The 22,376-nt window shown below is 72.1% G+C and carries 21 protein-coding genes and 1 pseudogene; 13 read left to right on the top strand and 9 right to left on the bottom strand.

From position 1 onward, the window contains the following. The 5 genes from AB0L29_RS27415 (at position 1) to AB0L29_RS27395 (ending at position 4,922) form a co-directional block, all read left to right on the top strand. Positions 1-981 carry an alpha-ketoacid dehydrogenase subunit beta gene (locus tag AB0L29_RS27415; protein WP_365830538.1) on the top strand — a complete coding sequence of 327 codons (981 nt, stop codon included), beginning with the start codon at positions 1-3 and terminating at the stop codon, positions 979-981. 10 nt (positions 982-991) lie between these two features. Next, entirely contained in the window at positions 992-2,377 is a 1,386-nt protein-coding gene (locus AB0L29_RS27410) for a dihydrolipoamide acetyltransferase family protein (RefSeq protein WP_365830536.1), read from the top strand. Positions 2,378-2,485: 108 nt separating this feature from the next. Beyond that, entirely contained in the window at positions 2,486-3,154 is a 669-nt protein-coding gene (locus AB0L29_RS27405; protein ID WP_365830534.1) for a histone deacetylase, read from the top strand. A gap of 206 nt (positions 3,155-3,360) precedes the next feature. Next, positions 3,361-3,768, top strand: coding sequence for a YciI family protein (locus AB0L29_RS27400; protein ID WP_365830532.1), 408 nt, complete (start codon positions 3,361-3,363; stop codon positions 3,766-3,768). Between the two features lie 8 nt (positions 3,769-3,776). Continuing rightward, positions 3,777-4,922: a DUF6596 domain-containing protein gene (locus AB0L29_RS27395; protein WP_365830650.1), complete on the top strand. Its 1,146-nt coding sequence runs from the start codon at positions 3,777-3,779 to the stop codon at positions 4,920-4,922. 27 nt (positions 4,923-4,949) lie between these two features. Here AB0L29_RS27395 and AB0L29_RS27390 read toward each other — a convergent pair whose 3' ends face one another. Then, positions 4,950-5,216, bottom strand: coding sequence for a hypothetical protein (locus AB0L29_RS27390; RefSeq protein ID WP_365830530.1), 267 nt, complete (start codon positions 5,214-5,216; stop codon positions 4,950-4,952). A 101-nt stretch (positions 5,217-5,317) separates the two neighbouring features. Between AB0L29_RS27390 and AB0L29_RS27385 the strand changes: the two are divergent. After that, positions 5,318-5,485: pseudogene (locus AB0L29_RS27385) on the top strand (DUF397 domain-containing protein); the annotation flags it as partial. Positions 5,486-5,551: 66 nt separating this feature from the next. On the opposite strand, the gene AB0L29_RS27380 reads toward AB0L29_RS27385, so the two are convergent. After that, positions 5,552-6,457, bottom strand: coding sequence for a D-alanyl-D-alanine carboxypeptidase (locus tag AB0L29_RS27380; protein WP_365830528.1), 906 nt, complete (start codon positions 6,455-6,457; stop codon positions 5,552-5,554). A 209-nt stretch (positions 6,458-6,666) separates the two neighbouring features. On the opposite strand from AB0L29_RS27380, the gene AB0L29_RS27375 reads away from it, so the two are divergent. Then, the gene (locus AB0L29_RS27375; protein ID WP_365830526.1) at positions 6,667-7,317 is read left to right on the top strand and encodes a GntR family transcriptional regulator; all 651 of its coding nucleotides are present in this window, start codon (positions 6,667-6,669) and stop codon (positions 7,315-7,317) included. Further along, positions 7,314-8,624: an MFS transporter gene (locus AB0L29_RS27370; RefSeq protein ID WP_365830524.1), complete on the top strand. Its 1,311-nt coding sequence runs from the start codon at positions 7,314-7,316 to the stop codon at positions 8,622-8,624. The genes AB0L29_RS27375 and AB0L29_RS27370 overlap by 4 nt, the downstream gene beginning before the upstream one ends. A gap of 78 nt (positions 8,625-8,702) precedes the next feature. On the opposite strand, the gene AB0L29_RS27365 is transcribed toward AB0L29_RS27370, so the two are convergent. Next, positions 8,703-9,527: a maleylpyruvate isomerase family mycothiol-dependent enzyme gene (locus tag AB0L29_RS27365; protein WP_365830522.1), complete on the bottom strand. Its 825-nt coding sequence runs from the start codon at positions 9,525-9,527 to the stop codon at positions 8,703-8,705. A 183-nt stretch (positions 9,528-9,710) separates the two neighbouring features. Here AB0L29_RS27365 and AB0L29_RS27360 point away from each other — a divergent pair, with 183 nt between their 5' ends. Beyond that, positions 9,711-10,505 (top strand): carbon-nitrogen family hydrolase, encoded by a 795-nt coding sequence (locus tag AB0L29_RS27360; RefSeq protein WP_365830520.1) that lies wholly within the window; start codon positions 9,711-9,713, stop codon positions 10,503-10,505. A 31-nt stretch (positions 10,506-10,536) separates the two neighbouring features. Here AB0L29_RS27360 and AB0L29_RS27355 read toward each other — a convergent pair whose 3' ends face one another. Beyond that, positions 10,537-11,034 carry an LURP-one-related family protein gene (locus AB0L29_RS27355; protein WP_365830518.1) on the bottom strand — a complete coding sequence of 166 codons (498 nt, stop codon included), beginning with the start codon at positions 11,032-11,034 and terminating at the stop codon, positions 10,537-10,539. After that, positions 11,031-12,029: a helix-turn-helix domain-containing protein gene (locus tag AB0L29_RS27350; protein ID WP_365830516.1), complete on the bottom strand. Its 999-nt coding sequence runs from the start codon at positions 12,027-12,029 to the stop codon at positions 11,031-11,033. Before AB0L29_RS27350 ends, AB0L29_RS27355 begins: the two co-directional genes overlap by 4 nt. Before the next feature lie 52 nt (positions 12,030-12,081). Here AB0L29_RS27350 and AB0L29_RS27345 point away from each other — a divergent pair, with 52 nt between their 5' ends. Then, positions 12,082-12,474: a cupin domain-containing protein gene (locus AB0L29_RS27345; RefSeq protein WP_365830514.1), complete on the top strand. Its 393-nt coding sequence runs from the start codon at positions 12,082-12,084 to the stop codon at positions 12,472-12,474. 226 nt (positions 12,475-12,700) lie between these two features. Here AB0L29_RS27345 and AB0L29_RS27340 read toward each other — a convergent pair whose 3' ends face one another. The 3 genes from AB0L29_RS27340 to AB0L29_RS27330 form a co-directional block, all read right to left on the bottom strand. Next, positions 12,701-12,949: a DUF6458 family protein gene (locus tag AB0L29_RS27340; protein ID WP_365830512.1), complete on the bottom strand. Its 249-nt coding sequence runs from the start codon at positions 12,947-12,949 to the stop codon at positions 12,701-12,703. A gap of 81 nt (positions 12,950-13,030) precedes the next feature. After that, the gene (locus tag AB0L29_RS27335) at positions 13,031-14,386 is read right to left on the bottom strand and encodes a M18 family aminopeptidase (RefSeq protein WP_365830510.1); all 1,356 of its coding nucleotides are present in this window, start codon (positions 14,384-14,386) and stop codon (positions 13,031-13,033) included. Positions 14,387-14,470: 84 nt separating this feature from the next. Beyond that, on the bottom strand, positions 14,471-16,297 hold the full coding sequence (locus AB0L29_RS27330; protein ID WP_365830648.1) for an acyl-CoA dehydrogenase: 1,827 nt from the start codon (positions 16,295-16,297) through the stop codon (positions 14,471-14,473). A 237-nt stretch (positions 16,298-16,534) separates the two neighbouring features. Between AB0L29_RS27330 and AB0L29_RS27325 the strand changes: the two genes are divergently transcribed. Together AB0L29_RS27325 and AB0L29_RS27320 are read left to right on the top strand one after the other, a co-directional pair. Beyond that, positions 16,535-17,002 carry an SseB family protein gene (locus tag AB0L29_RS27325; RefSeq protein WP_365674867.1) on the top strand — a complete coding sequence of 156 codons (468 nt, stop codon included), beginning with the start codon at positions 16,535-16,537 and terminating at the stop codon, positions 17,000-17,002. 151 nt (positions 17,003-17,153) lie between these two features. Next, positions 17,154-18,131, top strand: coding sequence for a pirin family protein (locus tag AB0L29_RS27320; protein WP_365830508.1), 978 nt, complete (start codon positions 17,154-17,156; stop codon positions 18,129-18,131). Positions 18,132-18,153: 22 nt separating this feature from the next. On the opposite strand, the gene AB0L29_RS27315 is transcribed toward AB0L29_RS27320, so the two are convergent. Next, complete coding sequence (locus tag AB0L29_RS27315; protein ID WP_365830506.1) at positions 18,154-20,304, bottom strand: SpoIIE family protein phosphatase; 2,151 nt, start codon at positions 20,302-20,304, stop codon at positions 18,154-18,156. Between the two features lie 155 nt (positions 20,305-20,459). On the opposite strand from AB0L29_RS27315, the gene aspS reads away from it, so the two are divergent. Beyond that, positions 20,460-22,217, top strand: a complete 1,758-nt coding sequence (gene aspS / locus AB0L29_RS27310; RefSeq protein WP_365830504.1) for an aspartate--tRNA ligase — start codon at positions 20,460-20,462, stop codon at positions 22,215-22,217. Positions 22,218-22,376 lie beyond the last annotated feature (159 nt).

Genomic DNA, 22,376 nt, shown 5'->3' with positions numbered 1-22,376 from the left:
ATGGCAGCGGAGAAGATGGCCCTGGCCAAGGCGATCAACGAGTCGCTGCGCCGCGCCCTGGAGTCCGACCCCAAGGTCCTGATCATGGGCGAGGACGTCGGCAAGCTCGGCGGCGTCTTCCGGGTGACGGACGGCCTGCAGAAGGACTTCGGCGAGAGCCGCGTCATCGACACCCCCCTGGCCGAGTCCGGCATCGTCGGCACGGCCGTCGGCCTGGCCCTGCGCGGCTACCGCCCGGTGGTCGAGATCCAGTTCGACGGCTTCGTCTTCCCGGCGTACGACCAGATCGTCACGCAGCTCGCGAAGATGCACGCCCGCTCGCTGGGCACGGTCAAGATGCCGGTCGTCGTGCGCATCCCCTACGGCGGCGGCATCGGCGCGGTCGAGCACCACTCCGAGTCCCCGGAGGCGCTCTTCGCGCACGTGGCGGGCCTGAAGGTGGTCAGTCCCTCGAACGCGTCGGACGCGTACTGGATGATGCAGCAGGCCATCCAGAGCGACGACCCGGTGATCTTCTTCGAGCCCAAGCGCCGCTACTGGGACAAGGGCGAGGTCAACACGGAGGCGATCCCCGGCCCGCTGCACAGGGCCGCCGTGGTCCGCGAGGGCACCGACCTGACCCTGGCGGCCTACGGCCCGATGGTGAAGCTGTGCCAGGAGGTCGCGGACGCCGCCGCCGAGGAGGGCCGCTCCCTGGAGGTCCTGGACCTGCGCTCGGTCTCCCCGATCGACTTCGACTCCGTCCAGGCGTCGGTGGAGAAGACGCGTCGCCTGGTCGTCGTCCACGAGGCGCCGGTGTTCTTCGGCTCCGGCGCGGAGATCGCCGCGCGCATCACGGAGCGCTGCTTCTACCACCTGGAGGCCCCGGTGCTCCGGGTCGGCGGCTACCACGCGCCGTACCCGCCGGCCCGCCTGGAGGAGTCCTACCTCCCGGACCTGGACCGGGTGCTGGATGCCGTCGACCGCTCGCTGGCGTACTGAGGAGGGGGTCGTGACGACGATGACGGAAGCGTCCGTGCGCGAGTTCAAGATGCCCGACGTGGGCGAAGGGCTCACCGAGGCCGAGATCCTCAAGTGGTACGTCCAGCCCGGCGACACGGTCACCGACGGCCAGGTGGTGTGCGAGGTCGAGACGGCGAAGGCCGCCGTCGAACTCCCCATCCCCTACGACGGCGTGGTGCGGGAGCTGCACTTCCCCGAGGGCACCACGGTCGACGTGGGCACGTCGATCATCTCGGTGGACGTGGGCGGCGGAGCGGCGCAGGCGCCCGCGCCCGCCGCCTCCGAGGCGCCCGCGGCGCCCGCGGCCGAGGAGGCGCAGGCCCCGGCCCGCCAGCCGGTCCTGGTCGGCTACGGCGTGGCCGCCTCCGCCACCCGCCGACGCCCCCGCAAGGGCGGGCAGGCGCCGGCCGCCGAGGCCCCGGCGGCGGTCCAGGCCGAGCTCAACGGCCACGGCGGCCCCGCCGCGGCCCCGCCGCGCCCGCTGGCCAAGCCCCCGGTGCGCAAGCTCGCCAAGGACCTCGGCGTCGACCTGGCCACGGTCGTCCCGACCGGCCCCGACGGCATCATCACCCGCGAGGACGTCCACGCGGCGGCGGCCCCGCAGCAGGCGCCGGAGCCGGTGGCACAGCCGCGCGCCGAGACCCCTGCCGCGCCCGTGGCGCCGTACGACACGGCCCGCGAGACCCGCGTCCCCGTCAAGGGCGTCCGCAAGGCGACGGCGGCGGCGATGGTCGGCTCGGCGTTCACCGCGCCGCACGTCACGGAGTTCGTGACGGTCGACGTGACGCGCACGATGAAGCTGGTCGAGGAGCTGAGGCAGGACAAGGAGTTCACCGGCCTGCGGGTGAACCCGCTCCTGCTGATCGCCAGGGCCCTGCTGGTCGCGATCAAGCGCAACCCGGACATCAACGCGTCCTGGGACGAGGCCAACCAGGAGATCGTGGTCAAGCACTACGTCAACCTGGGCATCGCGGCCGCGACCCCGCGCGGCCTGATCGTCCCGAACATCAAGGACGCCCACGCCAAGACGCTCCCGCAACTGGCGCAGGCGCTGGGCGAGCTGGTGTCCACCGCGCGGGAGGGGAAGACGTCCCCGGCCGCGATGCAGGGCGGGACGGTGACGATCACCAACGTCGGCGTCTTCGGCGTCGACACCGGCACGCCGATCCTCAACCCCGGCGAGTCGGCGATCCTCGCGGTCGGTGCGATCAAGCCCCAGCCGTGGGTCCACAAGGGCAAGGTGAAGCCCCGTCAGGTCACCACGCTGGCGCTGAGCTTCGACCACCGCCTGGTCGACGGCGAGCTCGGCTCCAAGGTCCTGGCGGACGTGGCCGCGATCCTGGAACAGCCCAAGCGGCTGATCACCTGGGCGTGACGGGACCGGCGGCCTGACCGGCACCTCCACGACCGGGCCCTCCCGATGCCGTCCAGGCATCGGGAGGGCCCGGCCGCTGCCGGACCCTTCCTCCAGGAGCGAGCGAGCGTGAAGGCCCTGCGGAGCATCGACGCGACGCCGCCGGCCGACCGGCACCCGCGGCGGGTCTGGTACACGTCCTACGGCTCCAACACCCACCTGGACCGGCTCGCCGCCTACCTCCGGGGCGGACGCCCGCCCGGCGCGGCGAGGGAGTACCCGGGCTGCCGCGACCCCGCGCCGCCGGCCCGGTCCGTCCCGGTGGAACTCACCGGCGCGCTGTACTTCGCGACCTGGTCGCCCGTCTGGGAAGGCGGCCGGGCCTTCTACGACCCGCTGGCCGAGGGCCGGGTGCTGGCCCGGGCGCACCTGGTGACCGCGGGCCAGTTCGCCGACATCGCGGCCCAGGAGATGTACCGGGGACCGGGCCTGGACCTGGACCTGGCGGAGGTGATCGGCCGGGGCCGTGCCGTCCTGGGCGAGGGCCGCTACGAGACGCTGGTCTGCGCCGGCCGGCTGGACGGCCTGCCCGTCCTGACCTTCACCGCGCCCTGGCGCATGAACGACGTGCGCTGGGTCCCCCCGTCCGCCGCCTACGTCCGCTTCCTGGTCACCGGCCTGCTGTCGGCCGGAGCGTGGGACCTCGAAGCGGTCGCCTCCTACGTCGCCGCGTGCCCCGGGGCGGAGGGGCACTGGTCGGTGCGGGACGTCATGGAGCTGGTGACCGGGCACGGGTGAGCCGGGCCGGGCCGCGTTCCGCAAGGGCGGGCGTGCATGGCCGCGGTACGGGAAGTCCCGGTGGGACCGGTCCCGGCCGGTGCCGGTCCCGGGAGCCCGGAAAAAAATCGGACGGTGACGGCGGTGATGTCGAGAACCCGCGTCCGGCTGCGTCCCCGGGGTGAACGCGACCACAATGGGTCGTACGAGCACCGAGGAGAACCACGATGGCCAAGTACCTGCTGCTGAAGCACTACCGCGGTGCCCCGGCTCCGGTCAACGACGTGCCGATGGACCGGTGGAGCCCGGAGGAGATCTCGGCGCACGTGCAGTACATGAACGACTTCGCGGCCCGGCTGCAGGAGACCGGCGAGTTCGTCGACGGCCAGGCGCTCGCCCCCGAGGGGGCGTGGGTCCGCTACGACGGCGAGGGGCGCCCGCCGGTCACCGACGGACCGTTCGCGGAGACCAAGGACCTCATCGCCGGCTGGATGATCATCGACGTCGACGGCTACGAGCGCGCCGTCGAGCTGGCCGGGGAGCTGTCGGCCGCCCCCGGGGCGGGCGGCAGGCCGATCCACGAGTGGCTGGAGGTGCGCCCGTTCCTGACCGCGCCGCCCACCGTCACGGAGTGACGTCACCGATGGACGAGGCCCTGCTCAGGAGCCTCACACCGGGCGTGCTCACCGTCCTCGTCCGCCGCGGAGCCGACTTCACGGCGGCCGAGGACGCCGTGCAGGAGGCGCTCGTCGAGGCGCTGCGCGTCTGGCCGGCCGATCAGCCTGGGGACGCCAAGGGCTGGCTGGTCACCGTGGCCTGGCGCAAGTTCCTCGACGCGACGCGCGCCGACACCGCCCGCCGCCGGCGTGAGGACCGCGTCGAGAAGGAGCCGGCACCCGGGCCGGCGCCCGCGGTGGACGACACCCTCCAGCTCTACTTCCTGTGCGCCCACCCGTCGCTGACCCCGGCATCGGCGGTCGCGCTCACGCTGCGCGCCGTCGGCGGGCTGACCACCCGCCAGATCGCCGCGGCCTACCTGGTGCCCGAGGCGACCATGGCGCAGCGCATCAGCCGGGCCAAGCGCACCATCTCCGGCGTGCGCTTCGACCGGCCCGGCGACGTCGCCACCGTGCTGCGCGTCCTCTACCTGGTCTTCAACGAGGGCTACTCCGGCGACGTCGACCTGGCCGCCGAGGCCATCCGGCTCACCCGGCAGCTCGCGGCCCGCATCGACCACCCCGAGGTGGCCGGGCTGCTCGCCCTCATGCTGCTCCACCACGCCCGGCGCGCCGCCCGGACCGCGCCCGACGGCAGCCTGGTGCCGCTCGCCGAGCAGGACCGCGGCCGGTGGGACACCGCGCTGATCGCCGAGGGCGTCGGGATCCTGCAGGCGGCCCTCGCCCGCGACCGGCTGGGGGAGTTCCAGGCCCAGGCCGCCGTCGCCGCCCTGCACGCCGACGCGCCCACCGCCGAGGAGACCGACTGGGTGCAGATCGTCGAGTGGTACGACGAGCTCGCGCGCCTGACCGACAGCCCCGTCGTCCGGCTCAACCGCGCGGTCGCCGTGGGGGAGGCCGACGGGCCGCGCGCCGGCCTGGCGGCGCTCGCGGCGCTGGACCCCGCGCTGCCCCGCCACGCCGCGGTGGCGGCGTACCTCCACGAGCGCGACGGCGACCCGGCGACGGCGGCGCGGCTGTACGCCGAGGCGGCCCACAAGGCGTCCAACCTCGCCGAGCGCGACCACCTGACGCGCCAGGCGGCCCGGCTCAACGCCCGCCGAGTCCGCTGACGGAGGCGGCGCCGGGGCCGGCGACACTCAGACACCGGCGCCCCTCGTGACGTCCAGCTCCGCCCACACCGTCTTGCCGACGGTGAGTTGTCCGACGGCCCAGCGGCCGGCCGGCGCCCGGACGATCAGCGGGCCCCGGCCGAACGAGTCGCCGGTGCCGGGCAGGCGGGGCTCGGGCAGCCGTTCGCCCCTCGGGTCCGTGACGTCCACCCGCAGGGCGGTACCGGTCAGGGAGGTCTCCACGCGGAACAGGCGGTCCCGCAGGCAGCCGTGCAGCAGGGCGTCGGCGCACAACTCGCCGGCCGGCAGCGCCGCGTCCCCGGCCGCGGCGGGGTGGCCCCAGTCGACGGCCGGCCGGGCGACGCGTCTGCGGGCGCGGGAGACGTTCCGCGGGCGGCGGCAACGCCGGCCAGGAGTGCGTCGAGGCCGCCCGCAACGTCCCCGGCTGCATAGCCGTCCGTGATTCCGAGGACGCCGACGGGCCGGTACTGCGCTTCACGCCCCCGGCGTGGGCCGCGTTCGCGGGGGAGGCCCACCGCTCGTTCGCGGCGGACCCCCGCTGAGAGCGTGAAAGGGGGCCGGCCGCGTCATGCGGCCGGCCCCCTTTTCACGGGCGGTGTCCTCGGACGTCAGCCCAGCTGGGCGAAGCCGTAGTTCAGCAGCTTCTTGGCGTCCGACGCGCGCGTGGTGCCGTCGGTGGAGGCGAGGACCGTGCCGTAGACCGTCTTGCCGTTGCGGGTGGCGGCGAAGACCAGGCAGTACTTGGCCTCCGGGCCGGAGCCGGTCTTCACACCGATCGCGCCGGTGTAGGTGCCGAGCAGCGGGTTGGTGTTCACCCACGGCGCCATCGTCCGGGTGCCGCCGGACTTGGTGGTCGTCTTGGCCGTGTACTTCTGGGTCTTGACGATCGTGCGGAACGTGGCGTTCTGCATCGCGTTGCTGGCGAGCTTCGTCAGGTCACGCGGGGTGGAGTAGTTGGCGCCGTGGCCGATGCCGTCGAACGAGTCGAAGTGCGTGTTCTTCAGACCGAGGTTCTTGGCGGTGGTGTTCATCTTGCCGATGAACGACTTCAGTCGGGCCGCCCGCGTCGAACCCGTGCCGAACTTGTCGGCGAGCGCGTACGCGGCGTCGCAGCCGGACGGCAGCATCAGGCCGTACAGCAGCTGACGGACGGTGACCTTGTCGCCGACGATCAGCTTGGCCGACGAGGGGTAGTTGTTGTCGACGATGTAGTCGCTGATCTCCTTCGGGACGGTGTACTTCGCGTCCAGGTTCAGGTTCGGCTGGGAGAGCACCACCTTCGCGGTCATGATCTTGGTCGTGGAGCCGGTGGAGCGCTTGGTGTCCGCGGCCTTGGTGTACAGCGTCTTGCCGTTCGCGTTGTTCATCACGTAGCCGCCCTTGGCGGCGATCGTGGGTGCGGCGACGGCCTGCGCGGGCACGGTGGAGAGGGCTCCGGTCGCGAGCACGGCACCGGTGGTCACGGCGACGGCGGCGGCTCTGCGGAGTCGGATGCCCTGGAATGCGGTTATCAAGTGAAATACCCCGATTGTGTCGGATGCCCCTGGGTGCGGCCCAATTGAGGTCATGGCGAAGCGGTGCCGCACGTGTGTGACTCGTAACTAGCACAGATGGTTGTGCGGTTGCCGTGCCGGGAAGCGTTTTTCCCCACGATCGAGGGGTCGCCGAGTCCGCATGATGGACGGATACGGTCATGTGTACCTGTTGTATCTATCCTGTGGGCATGACTGTCGCCGTGAAGCAACCCCCCGCTGCCGACCGCGTCTACACCCACGTCAAGAAGGGCGTCCTCGACCGCCGCTACGAGGGCGGGACCCTCCTCACCGAGGGCGAGCTGGCCGAGGCCGTGGGGGTGTCGCGCACACCGGTGCGCGAGGCGCTGCTCCGGCTGGAGGTCGAAGGGCTGATCAAGCTCTACCCGAAGAAGGGCGCCCTCGTGCTGCCCGTCTCCGCGCAGGAGATCGCCGACGTCGTGGAGACGCGGCTGCTCGTCGAGGAACACGCGGCGCGCAAGGCCGTGCCCGCGCCCCCCGGACTCGTCGAACGCCTCGAAGCGCTCCTGGCGCGGCAGAAGGAGCAGGCCGCCGCCGGCGACCTGGCCGCGGCCGCCGTCACCGACCGCTGCTTCCACGCCGAGATCGTCCGCAGCGGCGGCAACGAGATCCTCTCCCGCCTCTACGACCAGCTGCGCGACCGCCAGCTGCGGATGGGCGTCGCCGTCATGCACTCCCACCCGGACCGGATCGCCAAGACGCTCGCCGAGCACGAGGAGATCCTCGAGGCGCTGCGCTCCGGCGACGCGGAGGCGGCCGTCGGCGTCGTCCACCGGCACGTCGGCTGGTTCTCCCACCTGGCCCGGGGGGAGGTCCGATGAGCTCCTCCGCCGCGAGGGCGGCGGCCCTGCCCGGCGACCCCCCGGGCGGCCGGCGCGCGGTCGCCGTCTGGTGCGTCGGCGTCTCCGTCTACTTCGTCGCGGTCATCTTCCGCACCTCGCTGGGGGTGGCCGGCCTCGACGCCGCCGACCGCTTCCACGTGGGCGCCTCCGCGCTGTCGACGTTCTCGATCCTGCAGCTGCTGGTCTACGCGGGCCTGCAGATACCCGTCGGCCTGCTGGTCGACCGGCTCGGCACCAAGAAGGTGCTGACCATCGGCGTGGTGCTGTTCACGGCCGGGCAGCTCGGCTTCGCGTTCTCGCCCTCGTACGGCATGGCGCTGGCCTCGCGGGCGCTGCTCGGCTGCGGCGACGCGATGACGTTCATCAGTGTGCTGCGGCTGGGCGGCCGCTGGTTCCCGGCCCGGCGCGGACCGCTGGTCGCGCAGCTCGCGGGGCTGGTCGGCATGGCGGGCAACCTGGTCTCCACCCTCGTCCTGGCCCGGCTGCTGCACGGTGTCGGCTGGACGGCGGCCTTCGCGGGCAGCGCGCTCGCGGGTGCCGTGGTGCTCGTGCTGGTGCTGCTGTTCCTGAAGGACCACCCCGAGGGCCACGGGCCGGAGCCCGTCCCGCACCGGGGCGCCGCGTACGTACGGCGCCAGATCGCCGCCTCCTGGCGGGAGCCGGGCACGCGGCTGGGCCTGTGGGTGCACTTCACCACCCAGTTCCCGGCGATGGTGTTCCTGCTGCTGTGGGGCCTGCCGTTCCTGGTCGAGGCGCAGGGCCTGTCCCGGGCCACGGCCGGCCAGCTCCTCACGCTCGTCGTGCTGTCCAACATGGCGTTCGGCCTGGTCTACGGCCAGATCGTCGCCCGGCACCACGGGGCGCGGCTGCCCCTCGCGCTCGGCACGGTGGGCACGACGGCGGTGCTGTGGGCCGCGACGGTCCTGCACCCCGCCGACCGCGCGCCGATGTGGCTGCTGATCGTGCTGTGCACCGTGCTGGGCGCCTGCGGCCCGGCCTCGATGATCGGCTTCGACTTCGCCCGGCCGGCGAACCCGCCGGAGCGGCAGGGGACGGCCTCCGGGATCACGAACATGGGCGGGTTCGTCGCCTCCATGACGACGCTGTTCGCGGTCGGGGTGCTGCTGGACGCCACCGGGGACGACTACCGGGTGGCTTTCTCCAGCGTGTTCGTGCTCCAGGCGCTCGGCGTGAGCCAGATCCTGCGGCTGCGCGGGCGGGCCGCCCGGCGGGAGCGGGAACGGCTCGTCGCCAGCAGAGTGGAGACGGTCCACGTTCCCGCGTAGGTGTTCTCGCGCGGGCGTTCTCGCGCAGGTGTTCCCGCGCGGGCACCCGGCACCGGTGCCGCCGTCGCCGCGCACTCCCTACGGCGTCACCGCGAAGTTCCGCAGGATCGCCGCCGCCAGCTCCGGGTCGCCCTCCGTCTTCACCCGGTCCGCCACCGCCTCCGGGCCCACCCGGCCGCAGGCCAGACGGACGTAGGTCTCCCAGTCGAGGGTGAGGGTGGCGGCGGGGCCGAGGGCGGGAACGGTCTCCAGCGTGCCGCGGCCCTGGATGTCGACGCGGATCGTGCGCAGGAACTCCACGGGGCCGTGGACGTCGAAGACGACGGCCGAACTGCGCGGTGCGTGGGCCTCCTCGGCCACCACGCGCGGGAGGGCGGCGAGCAGCACGTCACGGGCGACGTGCGCGCCGGGCGAGTCGAGGTTGCCGGGGCGGCCCAGGGCCGTGCGCAGGTCCTGCTCGTGCACCCACACGTCGAACGCGTGCCGGCGCATGGACTCCTCCAGCGTGAGCTCCGTGCCGAGCGGGCCGCGCACCTTCGCGTCCGGGTCGCGGCTGTCGTTGCGCAGCTGGCGGTTGCGCCGGATGATCATGTACTCCAGCTCGGCCGTCATCTCCGGCGCCGTGTGGTGGCGGCGGACGTCGACCTGCATCTCCATGTAGCGCTGGTGGTCGGTGGTGACGTGGAACAGGTCGCGCGGCAGCGCGTGGATCGGGCGGGGGTCGCCGAGCATCTCGGAGTCCAGGCCGATGACGTGGGAGACGATGTCGCGCACCGACCAGCCCGGGCACGGCGTCCGCCGGTTCCAGTCCGCCTCCACGAGTGGCTGGACCAGCTCGGATATCGCCTCGATGGAGTGAGTCCAGGCGTCGGCGTAGGGCTGGAGGGTGGGATGCAGACTCACGGAACGGGACCCCTCGGCGGTCGGTGCACGGGCAGGTGGTGGCGGCTTTGCCAGTGGTGAGGTGGCTGCTGTCGGCGGGTGTCTCGGAACGCTAAGTTACGCTGCTGTGAGGCACCCCGGCAGTGCTTTCGTGTGACGATCGTAGGCCCGTGTGCACGGGCCGGACGCCAGGACGGTGGTAGTGTGCGCGCCTCTTTGATCCAGATCGCCGTGGAGGAGGGCGAATCGGTCGAATCGCGCAGGCGCCGGGCCGCCGCGCTGGTACGCGAGCAGGCCGGGGCCGACCTCGTCGTCCTGCCGGAGCTGTGGACCACGGGCGCGTTCGCGTACGAGGAGTTCGGACGCGCGGCCGAGGAGCTGCGGGGGCCGACGTACCGGGCGATGGCCGAGGCGGCGAGCGACGCGGGCGTGTGGCTGCACGCCGGGTCGATCCCCGAGCGCGACCCCGGGGGCCCGCTGTACAACACCTCGCTCGTCCTCTCCCCCTCCGGTGACCTGGCCGCCGCCTACCGCAAGATCCACCGCTTCGGCTTCGACCGGGGCGAGGCCGTGCTGATGGGCGCGGGCGAGGACCTGGTGACGGTGCGGCTGCCGTCGACGACCCTCGGCGTGGCCACCTGTTACGACCTCCGTTTCCCCGAACTCTTCCGCGGCCTCGTCGACGCCGGCGCCGAGACCTTCGTCGTCCCGGCGGGCTGGCCGGAGCGCCGCCGCTCGCACTGGACGCTGCTGGCCCGGGCGCGGGCGGTGGAGAACCAGGCGTTCGTGCTCGCGTGCGGAACGGCCGGGACGCACGCCGGAGTTCCGCAGGCCGGTCACTCGGTCGTGGTCGATCCCTGGGGCGAGGTGCTGGCGCGGGCCGGCGCGGGCGAGGAGGTCCTCACCGTGGAGTTCGACCCCGGGAAGGCGGCGGCGACCCGGGAGCAGTTCCCGGCGCTGAAGGACCGGGTGCTGGGACTGGCGCCGCCGCGCCGCTGAGATCCGCCGGAGGGTCCTGCGCCGGAGGGGCCTAGTCCTCCTCGCCCCGTTCCTTCTCCGCCAGGTGGATCACGCAGACCGCTACCGCGACCAGCAGCGCCGGGTCCGCGTCGTCGCGGACCACGTCGATGCCGTAGGTGTCCCGGAGGGTCAGCCAGCGGCGGGAGACCACGGCGAGGAGTTCGCCGTCGTACTCGATGGCGAACTCCCGGTCGAGGACCTTGCCGCTGACGTCCAGCCCGGTGCCGTCGGCCAGGGACACCAGGTAGTGGTTGCGCAGCAGCGACAGCCGCTTGCGCCGGATGGTCGCCAGGGGTTCGTCGCCCCGGTGGATCACCATCGTGTCCCGCAGGGCGAGCATCTTCTGGTGGATGTCGATCAGGACGCGCCCCCGGGTGTCCTTCAGTTCCCAGGTGTCCCGCAGGCGCAGCGCCTTGCCGTCGACGAGGAAGACCTTGTTGCCGCGGTCGTCCTCGATCCAGTAGTCGTCGCCGATGCCGAGGAGCCGGTCGTACACGAGGAATCTCATGGCTTGAGCGCTTCCCCCGGGGCCGGTCCGAAACGCCGCCGGTAGGCCGATGGGCTGAGTCCCGTCCCGCTGCGCAGGCGGGCGCGGAGGTTCGCCGCGGTGCCCAGGCCGCTGCGGGCGGCGACCACGTCCAGGCGTTCCTCACCGCGTTCGATGAGGCGGCAGGCCAGCGCCACCCGCTCGCCCGTCAGCCAGGCCAGCGGCGTCGTGCCGAGCTGGGCGCGGAAGCGGCGGTGCAGCGTGGCCGGGGAAACGGCCGCGCGGGCGGCCAGGCCGGCCACCGTCAGCGGCTCGTGCAGCCGTTCCTGGGCCCAGGCCAGGAGCGGTCCCAGCGACTCGTCGGGCACGTCCGGCACCGGCCGCTCCACGAACTGCCGCTGGCCGCCGTCCCGGTGCGCGGCGAACACCAGCCGCCGGGAGACCGCGTTGGCGAGCTCGGCGCCGTGGTCCCGGCGCCAGATGTGCAGCCCGAGATCGAGCGCGGCGGCGCTGCCGGCGGCGGTCAGGACACCGCCCTCGTCCACGAAGAGCACGTCCGGCTCCAGCTGCACCTTCGGGTGCAGCTCGCGGAAGGCGTCCGCCCACATCCAGTGGGTGGTGGCCCGGCGGCCGTCGAGGATGCCGGCCTCGGCGAGCGCGAAGGTGCCGGTGCAGAAGCTCACCACGCGGGCGCCGCGCGCGTGCGCGCGGCGGATGGCGTCCAGGACGGCCGGTCCGCGCGGGACGACGTTGTCGGGACGGCCGGGGACGACCAGGGTGTCGGCGGCGTCGGCCGCGTCGAGCCCGGGCACGCCGGTCAGGGTGAAGAACCCGTGGTTCATCCGCACCCCGGGCGCCGGCGTGGCCAGCGTCACCTCGTACGGCGCCCGGGGCAGCCCCAGTTCGGGACGCGGCAGCCCGAACAGCTCCGTGGCCACGCCCACCTCGAACGGGTTCGTGCCCTCGTCGACGATGACGACGACCCGGTGCGGCACCTGAGAGGATCCTTGCGGCATGTGCGATTTCTAGCACTCGTGCGGACGGCCCGCCACGGCCGACGATGACGGCATGACCCAGGAACCCGTCGCCCTCGCCCAGGCCCTCGCGTCCTTCACCGACCGCTGGAGCCCTCGCATCGTCACCACCGTCAACGACTACGACGTCCGCATCGCCAAGGTGGAGGGCGAGCACGTCTGGCACGTGCACGACCACACCGACGAGTTCTTCCTCGTCCTCGACGGCGAACTGCACCTCGGCCTGCGGGAGGCGGACGGCGAGCGCACGGTGGTCCTGCCCAAGGGCTCGGTCTTCACCGTCCCGCGCGGCACGGAGCACCGGCCCCAGGCCCCCGTCCCCACCGCGATCCTCATGTTCGAACCCACGGGGACCCTCACGGTCGGGGACCGCCACGACGACGTGCCCGGCCACGTCGACGCCACCACGGGGCACGCCCTGACCTGACCGCCGGCACCGCCCGGGCCCGTGAATTGCCCGGCGCCCGGGCCCGTGAATTGCCCGGCACCACGCCGCGCTCCGTCCCCCGCGCGGCGAGCCGGCCGGCCCGCGCCCCGCCTGTCACCCGCACCGGCGGGAACGGGGCGTGCTTGTCCGGCTCACCGCGCGGGGGACGGAGCGCCGCCGGTCCCGGCCGGCGCGAAGGTCCGGTCCGCGGGGACCGTCGCGGCGCTCAGACGCCGTACCCGTCGCCGTAGCCGTCCCGGCGCTGGTGCGCCCGCTCGTCGACCACCGGCGTCGCGGGCGGCACGACCACGCGCCGGCGCCGGGCAATGCTGCTGAACGTCGTGACGCCGATCAGTCCGACGATCATCAGGATGATGCCGACGAGGTCGAGGTTGACCCCCTGCATATCCCAGTCGGTCGCGAACGTGAGGATGGCTCCCACGGCGATGAGGATGATGCACCCGCCGAGGCCCATGAGTGTCGCCTCCCTGTCCGGTCCGGTCGTTCCGGTCCGAAACTGCGGGTACCCCGGTTGTCAACCCCCATGCAGGGGCGGTCAGTTCCGGCCCTCCAGAAATGCCGCCAGCGCGTTGGCCAGCAGGAACGGGTCGTCGGCGCCGCACAGTTCCCGCGCGCTGTGCATCGACAGGATGGCCACGCCGATGTCGACGGTCGTGATGCCGTGCCGGGCGGCGGTGATCGGGCCGATCGTGGTGCCGCAGGGCATGGCGTTGTGGGAGACGAAGGACTGGAGGGGGACGCCCGCCCGCTCGCAGCAGGCGGCGAAGGCCGCGCGGCCCGAACCGTCCGTCGCGTAGCGGTTGTTGACGTTGACCTTGAGGATCGGGCCGCCGTTGACGCGCGGGTGGTGCGTAGGGTCGTGCCGCTCCGCGTAGTTGGGGTGGACGGCGTGGCCGGTGTCCGAGGACAGGCAGACCGTGCCGGCGAGGGCGCGCGCCCGGTCCTCGGGGGAGCCGCCGCGCGTGAGCACCGAGCGCTCCAGCACCGTGCCGAGCAGCGGCCCGTCCGCGCCGGTGTCGGACTGGGAGCCGTTCTCCTCGTGGTCGAAGGCGGCCAGGACGGGGATGTACGGCAGGTCGCCGCCGCCCTGGGCCACTGCGGCCAGCGCGGCCGTACCGGCGTGCACGGACAGCAGGTTGTCCATGCGCGGCCCGGCCACCAGCTCGTTGTCGCGGCCCAGGTAGGCCGGCGGCTCCACGGAGTGGGTCATGAGGTCCCAGCCGGCGACCTCGCCCGCCTCGATGCCGGCCGTCTCCTCCAGGAAGGCGATGAGATCGCCGTCGCGCACGTCGTCGCCCAGGCCCCAGACGGGCTGCAGGTGCCGCTGCTTGTCGAGCTTGAGGCCCTCCGAGCTCACCGAGCGGTCCAGGTGGATCGCGAGCTGCGGGACGCGCAGGAGCGGCCGGTCGACGTTGACCAGGCGCGTGGAGCCGTCGCGCAGGGTCAGCCGGCCGGCGAGGCCGAGGTCGCGGTCGAGCCAGGAGTTGAGCAGCGGCCCGCCGTAGACCTCCACGGCCACCTGGCGCCAGCCGTGCGCCCCGCTGTCCGGCCGCGGCTTGACGCGCAGGTTGGGGGAGTCGGTGTGGGCGCCGACGATCCGGAACGGGGTGTGGGGTGCGACGCCCTCGGGGACGTACCAGGCGATGATCGCGCCGCCGCGCAGCACGTACTTGCCGCCGCTCGTGCCGTCCCAGGCGTCCGTCTCCGCGACCTGCCGGAACCCGGCCTTCTCCAGCCGCGCGGCGGCGTTGGCCACGGCGTGGTACGGCGACGGGCTGGCTGCCAGGAAGGACATCAGGTCGTCGGTGTGACCGCGGTCGAAGGCGAACGGTGCGCGCGGCGCGCTCCGTGGGGGGACGGCGGCGGGGGACGGGCGGGAGGGTTCGCTCATGGGTTCACCTTAACGACGGACGAGGGCCCGCTCCCGGTGAAGGGAGGCGGGCCCTGGTCTGTGCGGGCGCGGGCGCCGGAAGGGCTAGAACGCCGCCTCGTCCAGCTCCATCAGGTCCAGGTCGACACCCTCGGCGACCTTGCGGGCCAGGGTGACGCCGGGCAGGACGTTGGCCGCGAAGAACTTCGCCGCGGCGATCTTGCCGGTGTAGAACGCCTTGTCCTTCGCGGAGGCCGTCTGGAGCTTCTCGGCGGCCACCGCGGCGCCCTTGAGCAGCAGGTAGCCGACGATCACGTCACCGGAGGCCATCAGCAGGCGGGTGGTGTTCAGGCCCACCTTGTAGATGTTCTTCACGTCCTGCTCGGTGGCCGCGAGGTCGGTCAGCATCAGGCCGACGATGGCCTCCAGCTCGACGGCGGCCTTGGCCAGGTGCTCGCGGGCGCCCGCCAGCTCCTCGCCGCCGGTGCCGAGCGCCAGGAACTTCTTGATGTCCTCGGCGAGGGAGTTCAGCGCGGCGCCCTGGTTGCGGACGATCTTCCGGAAGAAGAAGTCCTGGCCCTGGATCGCCGTGGTGCCCTCGTACAGGGTGTCGATCTTGGAGTCGCGGATGTACTGCTCGACCGGGTACTCCTGCAGGAAGCCGGAGCCGCCGAAGGTCTGCAGGGACTGGGCGAGCAGCTCGTAGGCCTTCTCGGAGCCGTAGCCCTTGACGATGGGCAGGAGCAGGTCGTTCAGGGCGTGCTCGGCGGAGGCGTCCTCGCCGTTCGCCTCCTTGACCTGGATGGCGTCCTGGATCGAGGCGGTGTACATCACCAGAGCGCGCATGCCCTCGGCGTACGCCTTCTGCGTCATCAGCGAGCGGCGCACGTCGGGGTGGTGGGTGATGGTGACCTTGGGCGCGGTCTTGTCCATGAAGTTGGCCAGGTCCGGGCCCTGGACGCGCTCCTTGGCGTACTCCAGCGCGTTGAGGTAGCCGGTGGACAGCGTGGAGATCGCCTTCGTGCCGACCATCATGCGGGCGAACTCGATGATGCGGAACATCTGGCGGATGCCGTCGTGCTTGTCGCCGACCAGCCAGCCCTTGGCGGGATGCTTGTCGCCGAAGGTCATCTCGCAGGTGTTGGAGGCCTTCAGGCCCATCTTGTGCTCGACGTTGGTGGCGTAGACGCCGTTGCGCTCGCCCAGCTCGCCGGTCTCGAAGTCGAAGAGGTACTTCGGGACGAGGAACAGGGACAGGCCCTTGGTGCCGGGGCCGGCGCCCTCGGGGCGGGCCAGCACGTAGTGGAGGATGTTCTCCGACATGTCGTGCTCACCGGAGGTGATGAAGCGCTTGACGCCCTCGATGTGCCAGGAGCCGTCCTCCTGCTGCACGGCCCTGGTGCGGCCGGCGCCGACGTCCGAGCCGGCGTCCGGCTCGGTGAGCACCATGGTGGAGCCCCACTGCTTCTCGACGGCGATCTTCGCGATGTGCTTCTGGACCTCGTTGCCCTCCTCGAAGAGGATGCCGGCGAAGGCCGGGCCGGAGGAGTACATCCACACGGCCGGGTTGGCGCCGAGGATGAGCTCGGCGTAGGCCCAGATCAGGGAGCGGGGCGCGGTGGTGCCGCCGATCTCCTCGGGCAGGCCCAGGCGCCAGTACTCGGAGTCCATGAAGGCCTGGTAGCTCTTCTTGAAGCTCTCCGGGACCGGCGCGGTGTTCGTCTCCGGGTCGAAGACCGGCGGGTTGCGGTCGGCGTCGGCGAAGGACTCGGCCAGCTCGTTCTCCGAGAGCCGCGTCAGCTCCTCCAGGATGCTCTTCGCGGTCTCGACGTCCGTCTCCTCGAACGGGCCGGTGCCGTACAGCTTGTCCCGCCCGAGTACTTCGAAGAGGTTGAACTCGATGTCGCGGAGATTCGACTTGTAGTGCCCCATGGCGACGGCTCCGTAGAGGGATCGGCGAGGCACTGACTCCTCGCACCTAGTTCACGTACCAACAAGTAGCTACGATGATGCTACCCGTCGGTAATAAGAAGCAACCCCGATCCGGCCATCTGTGACGGGCCCCACCGCGCCCATCACCGCCGCCGCCCGCGGTGGCGCGCCGGGGAGCCGCCGGCGAACTCCCCGTGCCCCGCCTGGCGGGGCCCGCCGCTCGGTACGCTTGCGCTCATGTACGGCTACGACCAGAACGTCGGTGCCCAGCAGGGCTACGTCCCGCCGCAGCAGCAGATGCCCGGCGGGTACGGACAGCAGCAGGCGCCGCTGTACCCCGAGCCGTCCCCGCCCTCGCTCGCGGACGCGGTCCGGGCCTTCACCACGGGGCAGATGTCGGCCGAGGACTTCCAGCAGGTCTTCGCCACGTCGAAGGTCTACTGCCCGCGCGGCGACAACCCCGGCTTCCTCGCCCTGCACAACACCCAGCAGCCGGTGATCCCGATGTTCACCTCGCTGAAGGAGCTGCGCCGGTACGCGGGCAAGGAGTCCAAGTACTTCGTGATCACCGGGGCCGAGGTGATCGACCTGCTGCCGACCGGCTACGGCTTCGTCCTGGACATGGAGGGCGAGCACCGGATCGTCTTCGACGCGAAGGCGGTGGAGCAGATGGTGGAGTTCGCGATGCGGCGCATGTACGGCTAGGCGCATGCACGGCTAGGTGCATGCGCGGCTGGGTCCTGTCGTCGGACTCCCGTCGTCCGCCCGGAGGGAATGCCCTCCGGGCTTTCTCTGTTGGGGCTGGCAGAAAGTTCAACGCTCAACTAAAATGGGCGGAGACCGAGGAGGTACCGACATGCCTGCAGTGACCGTCGAGAACCCGTTGACGCTGCCCCGTGTGACCGCTCCCGCCGACGCCGTGGCACGTCCCGTGCTCGCCGTCACGACCGCGCCGGGCGGTTTCGAGGGCGAGGGCTTCCCGGTGCGCCGGGCGTTCGCGGGGATCAACTACCGCCACCTCGACCCGTTCATCATGATGGACCAGATGGGCGAGGTGGAGTACGCGCCGGGCGAGCCCAAGGGCACCCCCTGGCACCCGCACCGCGGCTTCGAGACCGTCACGTACATCATCGACGGGATCTTCGACCACCAGGACAGCCACGGCGGGGGCGGCACCATCACCAACGGCGACACCCAGTGGATGACGGCGGGCGCGGGCCTGCTGCACATCGAGGCGCCGCCGGAGCACCTGGTCATGTCCGGCGGGCTCTTCCACGGCCTGCAGCTGTGGGTGAACCTCCCGGCCAAGGACAAGATGATGGCCCCGCGCTACCAGGACATCCGCGGCGGCTCCGTCCAGCTGCTCACCTCCCCCGACGGCGGCGCGCTGCTGCGCGTCATCGCCGGTGAGCTGGACGGCCACGCCGGTCCCGGCATCACGCACACGCCGATCACGATGATCCACGCGACGCTGGCGCCGGGTGCGGAGATCACTCTGCCGTGGCGCGAGGACTTCAACGGCCTGGCGTACGTGCTGGCCGGGCGCGGCAGCGTCGGCACCGAGCGCCGGCCGGTCCACCTGGGCCAGACCGCCGTCTTCGGCGCCGGCTCCTCGCTGACCGTCCGCGCGGACGAGAAGCAGGACTCCCGCACCCCGGACCTGGAGGTCGTCCTGCTCGGCGGACAGCCCATCCGCGAGCCGATGGCCCACTACGGCCCGTTCGTCATGAACACCCGCGAGGAACTGCAGCAGGCCTTCGAGGACTTCCAGAAGGGCCGGCTGGGAACCGTTCCGGCCGTGCACGGGATGACCCAGGAGGGGCCGCGGGCCTGACGGCCGCCGAACGGACGTCGCGTCACCCGGGCGGGCCGTCGGTGTTCTCGTGGAGCTCGAACCAGGTGGTCTTGCCCTCGCCGCGCGGGTCCACGCCCCACGCGTGCGCCAACAGCCCGATCAGGAGCAGGCCGCGCCCGGAGGAGGCCAGTTCCCCGGGGCTGCGCCGGTGGGGCAGGTCGTCGCCGGCGTCGGTGACCTCCACCCGCATCCGCCGGTCGCCGGCCCGCCCGGTGACCTCGGCGACGAGCAGCGCGTCGGTGTCGGTGTGCACGAGGACGTTGGTGAGCATCTCGGACAGCAGCAGCACCGCCGAGTCCACCTGGTCCGGCGAGGACCAGTCGTGCAGCAGCTCGCGCAGCTGCTGCCGGGCCACGGCGATCCGCTCGGGCTCGGCCTGCGCGACCGTCAGCACCGTGCGGCGGCCGGGCGGCCGTACGGTGACGTCGTCCGCGCAGCCGCCGCCCTCCCCCTGACGGCACAGCAGCAGCAGGGCGATGTCGTCCTCGCGGCGGTCGGTGAGCGGGCCGGCGGTGTGGTGGGAGGACGGGCCGTGCACGGCCTGCACCAGCGCGTCGGCCAGCTCCTCCAGGTCGCCCCGGTGCCCTTCGAGCAGCGCGCGGATGCGCTGCCAGCCGGTCTCCAGGTCGTGCCCGCCCGTCTCGATCAGGCCGTCCGTGCAGAGCACCATGGTCTCGCCGGGTTCCAGGAGGATCCGGGTGGTGGGGTAGTCGGCGTCCGGGTCGATGCCCAGCGGCAGGCCGCCCGCCGTGGGGCGCGAGAGCACGGTGCCGTCCGGCATGCGGATCGCCGGGTCCAGGTGCCCGGCGCGCGCCACCTCCAGGACCCCGGTCGCCGGGTCGACCTCCACGTACAGGCAGGTCGCGAAGCGGGGCTCGGCCGGGTCGGCGTCGCCGACGCCGTGCAGGAAGCGGGAGGCGCGCGCGAGCACCGCGTCGGGGCGGTGGCCCTCGGAGGCGTACGCGCGCAGGGCGATGCGCAACTGGCCCATCAGCCCCGCTGCCCGCACGTCATGGCCCTGGACGTCGCCGACGACCAGGGCGAAGCGGCCTCCGCCGGACCTCGCCCGGGAGGTGCCGCCGGGCAGCGGGATCATGTCGTACCAGTCGCCGCCGACCTGCAGACCGCCTCCGGTGGGGACGTAACGGGCGGCGACGCTCATGCCGGGGATGCGCTGCGGGCCGAGCCTGGGCAGCATCGTGCGCTGCAGGCCGTCGGTCAGCGCCCGCTCGCTCTCGGCCAGGCCCGCGCGGGACAGGGCCTGTGCGAGCATCCGCGCCACGGTGGTGAGCACCGACCGCTCGTCCGGGGTGAACGCCACCGGGTAGGCGAAGGCCGCCATCCACGCGCCGATCGTGCGGCCGGCCACGACGAGCGGCAGGAACGCCCAGGAGTGGCTGCCGAAGGGCCGGGCGAGCGGCCAGGTCAGCGGGTAGCGGGTCTTGTACTGGGCCGGGGAGGGCAGGTAGACCGCACGGCCGGTGCGCACGACCTCGGCGGCCGGGTGGTCGGTGCCCAGCGCCATGGACGTGAACGGGTCCCCCTCCCCGCGCTCGTGCCCGTGGTTGCCGATGACCGTCAGCCGGTCGCCCTCCAGCCCGAACACCGCGAGCCCGTTCGGCGAGAACCCCGGCATCGAGAGGTTGGCCGTGACCCGCAGCACCTCCTGGGTCGAGCGCGCCTCGGCCAGCGCCCGGCCCGCGTCCAGCAGGAACGCCTCCCGTGAACGCCGCCAGTCGCCGGTGACGGCACGGCGCCCGGCGGGGGTGCCGGGCGCCGGTTCGGTGACCTCCTGGAGGGTGCCGACGAGCTCGTACGCCTTGCGTGCGGGATCGAAGGAGGGTTTGGAGCGGCTGAGCACGACCCGGACGACCCGGCCGCGCTCGTCCATGATCCGGACCCGCACCTCGGCGAGCGTGTCCTCGGCGGCGGCGAGCTGCACCACCCCGGTGATCTCGTTCCAGTCGACCGGGTGCAGGCGGGCCCGTGCCTGGGCCTCGGTCAGGCTGACCTGCTCGGCGGGCAGTCCGAGCAGCCGTGCGGCCTCCGCGTCGACCGTGACCAGTCCGGTGGAGGTGTCCCAGTGCCACAGCCCGGTCGCGAGGGCGGCGAGGACCTCCCCCACGGCGGGCAGGGGCTCACCAGTGCGCATGGCCTCACTGTAGGAAGAGGTGATCGGGCGCTGCCATCGAAACCGTACGGGATTCACTCTTTTATGTGGGGGGAGGCGATCGTGAGGCGGCCGGTACCCTGGGGGTGTTTCACGTGAAACACAGACCCCGATCCGCGAAGACTGGATGAACGACGATGCATCGGTACAGGTCCCACACCTGCGGCGAGCTCCGCGCCTCTGACGTCGGCACCGACGTCCGGCTGAGTGGCTGGCTGCACAATCGGCGCGACCTGGGCGGCATCCTCTTCATCGATCTGCGTGATCACTACGGCATCACGCAGCTCGTCGCCCGTCCGGGCACCGAGGCGTACGAGGCTCTCGACAAGATCTCCAAGGAGTCGACGGTCCGCGTCGACGGCCGGGTCGTCTCCCGTGGCGCCGAGAACGTGAACCCCGACCTGCCGACCGGCGAAATCGAGGTCGAGGTGCGCGAGGTCGAACTGCTGGGGGCCGCCGCCCCGCTCCCCTTCACCATCAACACCGAGGACGGGGTCAACGAGGAGCGGCGCCTCGAGTACCGCTTCCTGGACCTGCGCCGTGAGCGCATGCACCGCAACATCATGCTGCGCACGCAGGTCATCTCGGCGATCCGCCGGAAGATGTCGGCGCTCGGCTTCAACGAGCTGGCGACCCCGATCCTGACCGCCACCTCCCCCGAGGGCGCGCGCGACTTCGTGGTCCCCTCCCGTCTGCACCCGGGCAAGTTCTACGCCCTGCCGCAGGCCCCGCAGCAGTTCAAGCAGCTGCTGATGATCTCCGGTTTCGACCGCTACTTCCAGATCGCGCCCTGCTTCCGCGACGAGGACGCCCGCGCCGACCGCTCGCCGGGCGAGTTCTACCAGCTCGACGTCGAGATGAGCTTCGTCGAGCAGGAGGACGTCTTCCGTCCGATCGAGCAGCTGATGACCGAGCTGTTCGAGGAGTTCGGCGGAGGCCGGCACGTCACTTCGCCGTTCCCGCGGATCCCGTTCCGCGAGGCGATGCTGAAGTACGGCTCCGACAAGCCCGACCTGCGCGCCAAGCTGGAGCTCGTCGACATCACGGACGTCTTCGCGGGCTCGGAGTTCAAGGCGTTCGCCGGCAAGCACGTGCGCGCGCTGCCCGTCCCGGCCGTGCAGGACCAGCCGCGCAAGTTCTTCGACCAGCTCGGTGACTACGCCGTCTCGCTGGGCGCCAAGGGCCTGGCCTGGGTGCGCGTCGGCGAGGACGGCTCGCTCACCGGCCCGATCGCCAAGTTCCTCACCGAGGAGAACGTCGCCGAGCTGACCAAGCGCCTGGCGCTGGCGCCCGGTCACGCGGTGTTCTTCGGCGCCGGCGACTTCGACGAGGTCTCCAAGATCATGGGCGCGGTGCGGGTCGAGGCCGCCAAGCGCGCCGGGCACTTCGAGGAGGACGTCTTCCGGTTCTGCTGGATCGTCGACTTCCCGATGTTCGAGAAGGACGAGGAGACCGGCAGGATCGACTTCTCGCACAACCCGTTCTCGATGCCGCAGGGCGGCATGGACGCGCTGGAGAACCAGGACCCGCTGGACATTCTGGCCTGGCAGTATGACATCGTCTGCAACGGCGTCGAGCTGTCCTCCGGCGCGATCCGGAACCACGAGCCGGACATCATGCTCAAGGCCTTCGAGATCGCCGGGTACGACCGGGAGACCACCGAGCGCGAGTTCGCGGGCATGCTGCGCGCCTTCCGCTTCGGCGCCCCGCCGCACGGCGGCATCGCGCCGGGCGTCGACCGCATCGTCATGCTGCTCGCCGACGAGCCCAACATCCGCGAGACCATCGCCTTCCCGCTCAACGGCAACGCCCAGGACCTGATGATGGGTGCGCCGACGGACACGTCCACAGACACAGCGTTCCCTTGTAGACGACCTATAGCAAATGTATCATAGCACAGTATTGTTACAAGACCACTGCTTTTGAAAAGACGACAAAAGGGTAACTTAAACCCGCCTTTTACTCCTCCTTGGCGCCACCGCGGCCAGCCTTCTCAGCAGCCTCGACAGCCTTCTTGTCGCTCTGGGTCGCGCCGCCTTGCATGGCGCTCATGA

It is taken from the genome of Streptomyces sp. NPDC052701 (genome assembly GCF_040678355.1).
Taxonomy (GTDB): domain Bacteria; phylum Actinomycetota; class Actinomycetes; order Streptomycetales; family Streptomycetaceae; genus Streptomyces.
Note: the sequence above shows the minus strand (reverse complement) of the source record. Positions and strands in the feature narration are given on the sequence as shown.

What these genes read in the sequence shown, in the direction of transcription:
- AB0L29_RS27395 (WP_365830650.1), top strand. Translation starts at nt 3,777, where the DNA reads ATGGACGAGGCCCTGCTCAGGAGCCTCACACCGGGCGTGCTCACCGTC.
- AB0L29_RS27340 (WP_365830512.1), bottom strand. Translation starts at nt 12,949, where the DNA reads ATGGGCCTCGGCGGGTGCATCATCCTCATCGCCGTGGGAGCCATCCTC.
- AB0L29_RS27335 (WP_365830510.1), bottom strand. Translation starts at nt 14,386, where the DNA reads ATGAGCGAACCCTCCCGCCCGTCCCCCGCCGCCGTCCCCCCACGGAGC.
- aspS (WP_365830504.1), top strand. Translation starts at nt 20,460, where the DNA reads ATGCATCGGTACAGGTCCCACACCTGCGGCGAGCTCCGCGCCTCTGAC.
- AB0L29_RS27330 (WP_365830648.1), bottom strand. Translation starts at nt 16,297, where the DNA reads ATGGGGCACTACAAGTCGAATCTCCGCGACATCGAGTTCAACCTCTTC.
- AB0L29_RS27375 (WP_365830526.1), top strand. Translation starts at nt 6,667, where the DNA reads ATGACTGTCGCCGTGAAGCAACCCCCCGCTGCCGACCGCGTCTACACC.
- AB0L29_RS27355 (WP_365830518.1), bottom strand. Translation starts at nt 11,034, where the DNA reads ATGAGATTCCTCGTGTACGACCGGCTCCTCGGCATCGGCGACGACTAC.
- AB0L29_RS27400 (WP_365830532.1), top strand. Translation starts at nt 3,361, where the DNA reads ATGGCCAAGTACCTGCTGCTGAAGCACTACCGCGGTGCCCCGGCTCCG.
- AB0L29_RS27345 (WP_365830514.1), top strand. Translation starts at nt 12,082, where the DNA reads ATGACCCAGGAACCCGTCGCCCTCGCCCAGGCCCTCGCGTCCTTCACC.
- AB0L29_RS27325 (WP_365674867.1), top strand. Translation starts at nt 16,535, where the DNA reads ATGTACGGCTACGACCAGAACGTCGGTGCCCAGCAGGGCTACGTCCCG.
- AB0L29_RS27320 (WP_365830508.1), top strand. Translation starts at nt 17,154, where the DNA reads ATGCCTGCAGTGACCGTCGAGAACCCGTTGACGCTGCCCCGTGTGACC.
- AB0L29_RS27350 (WP_365830516.1), bottom strand. Translation starts at nt 12,029, where the DNA reads ATGCCGCAAGGATCCTCTCAGGTGCCGCACCGGGTCGTCGTCATCGTC.
- AB0L29_RS27370 (WP_365830524.1), top strand. Translation starts at nt 7,314, where the DNA reads ATGAGCTCCTCCGCCGCGAGGGCGGCGGCCCTGCCCGGCGACCCCCCG.
- AB0L29_RS27415 (WP_365830538.1), top strand. Translation starts at nt 1, where the DNA reads ATGGCAGCGGAGAAGATGGCCCTGGCCAAGGCGATCAACGAGTCGCTG.
- AB0L29_RS27315 (WP_365830506.1), bottom strand. Translation starts at nt 20,304, where the DNA reads ATGCGCACTGGTGAGCCCCTGCCCGCCGTGGGGGAGGTCCTCGCCGCC.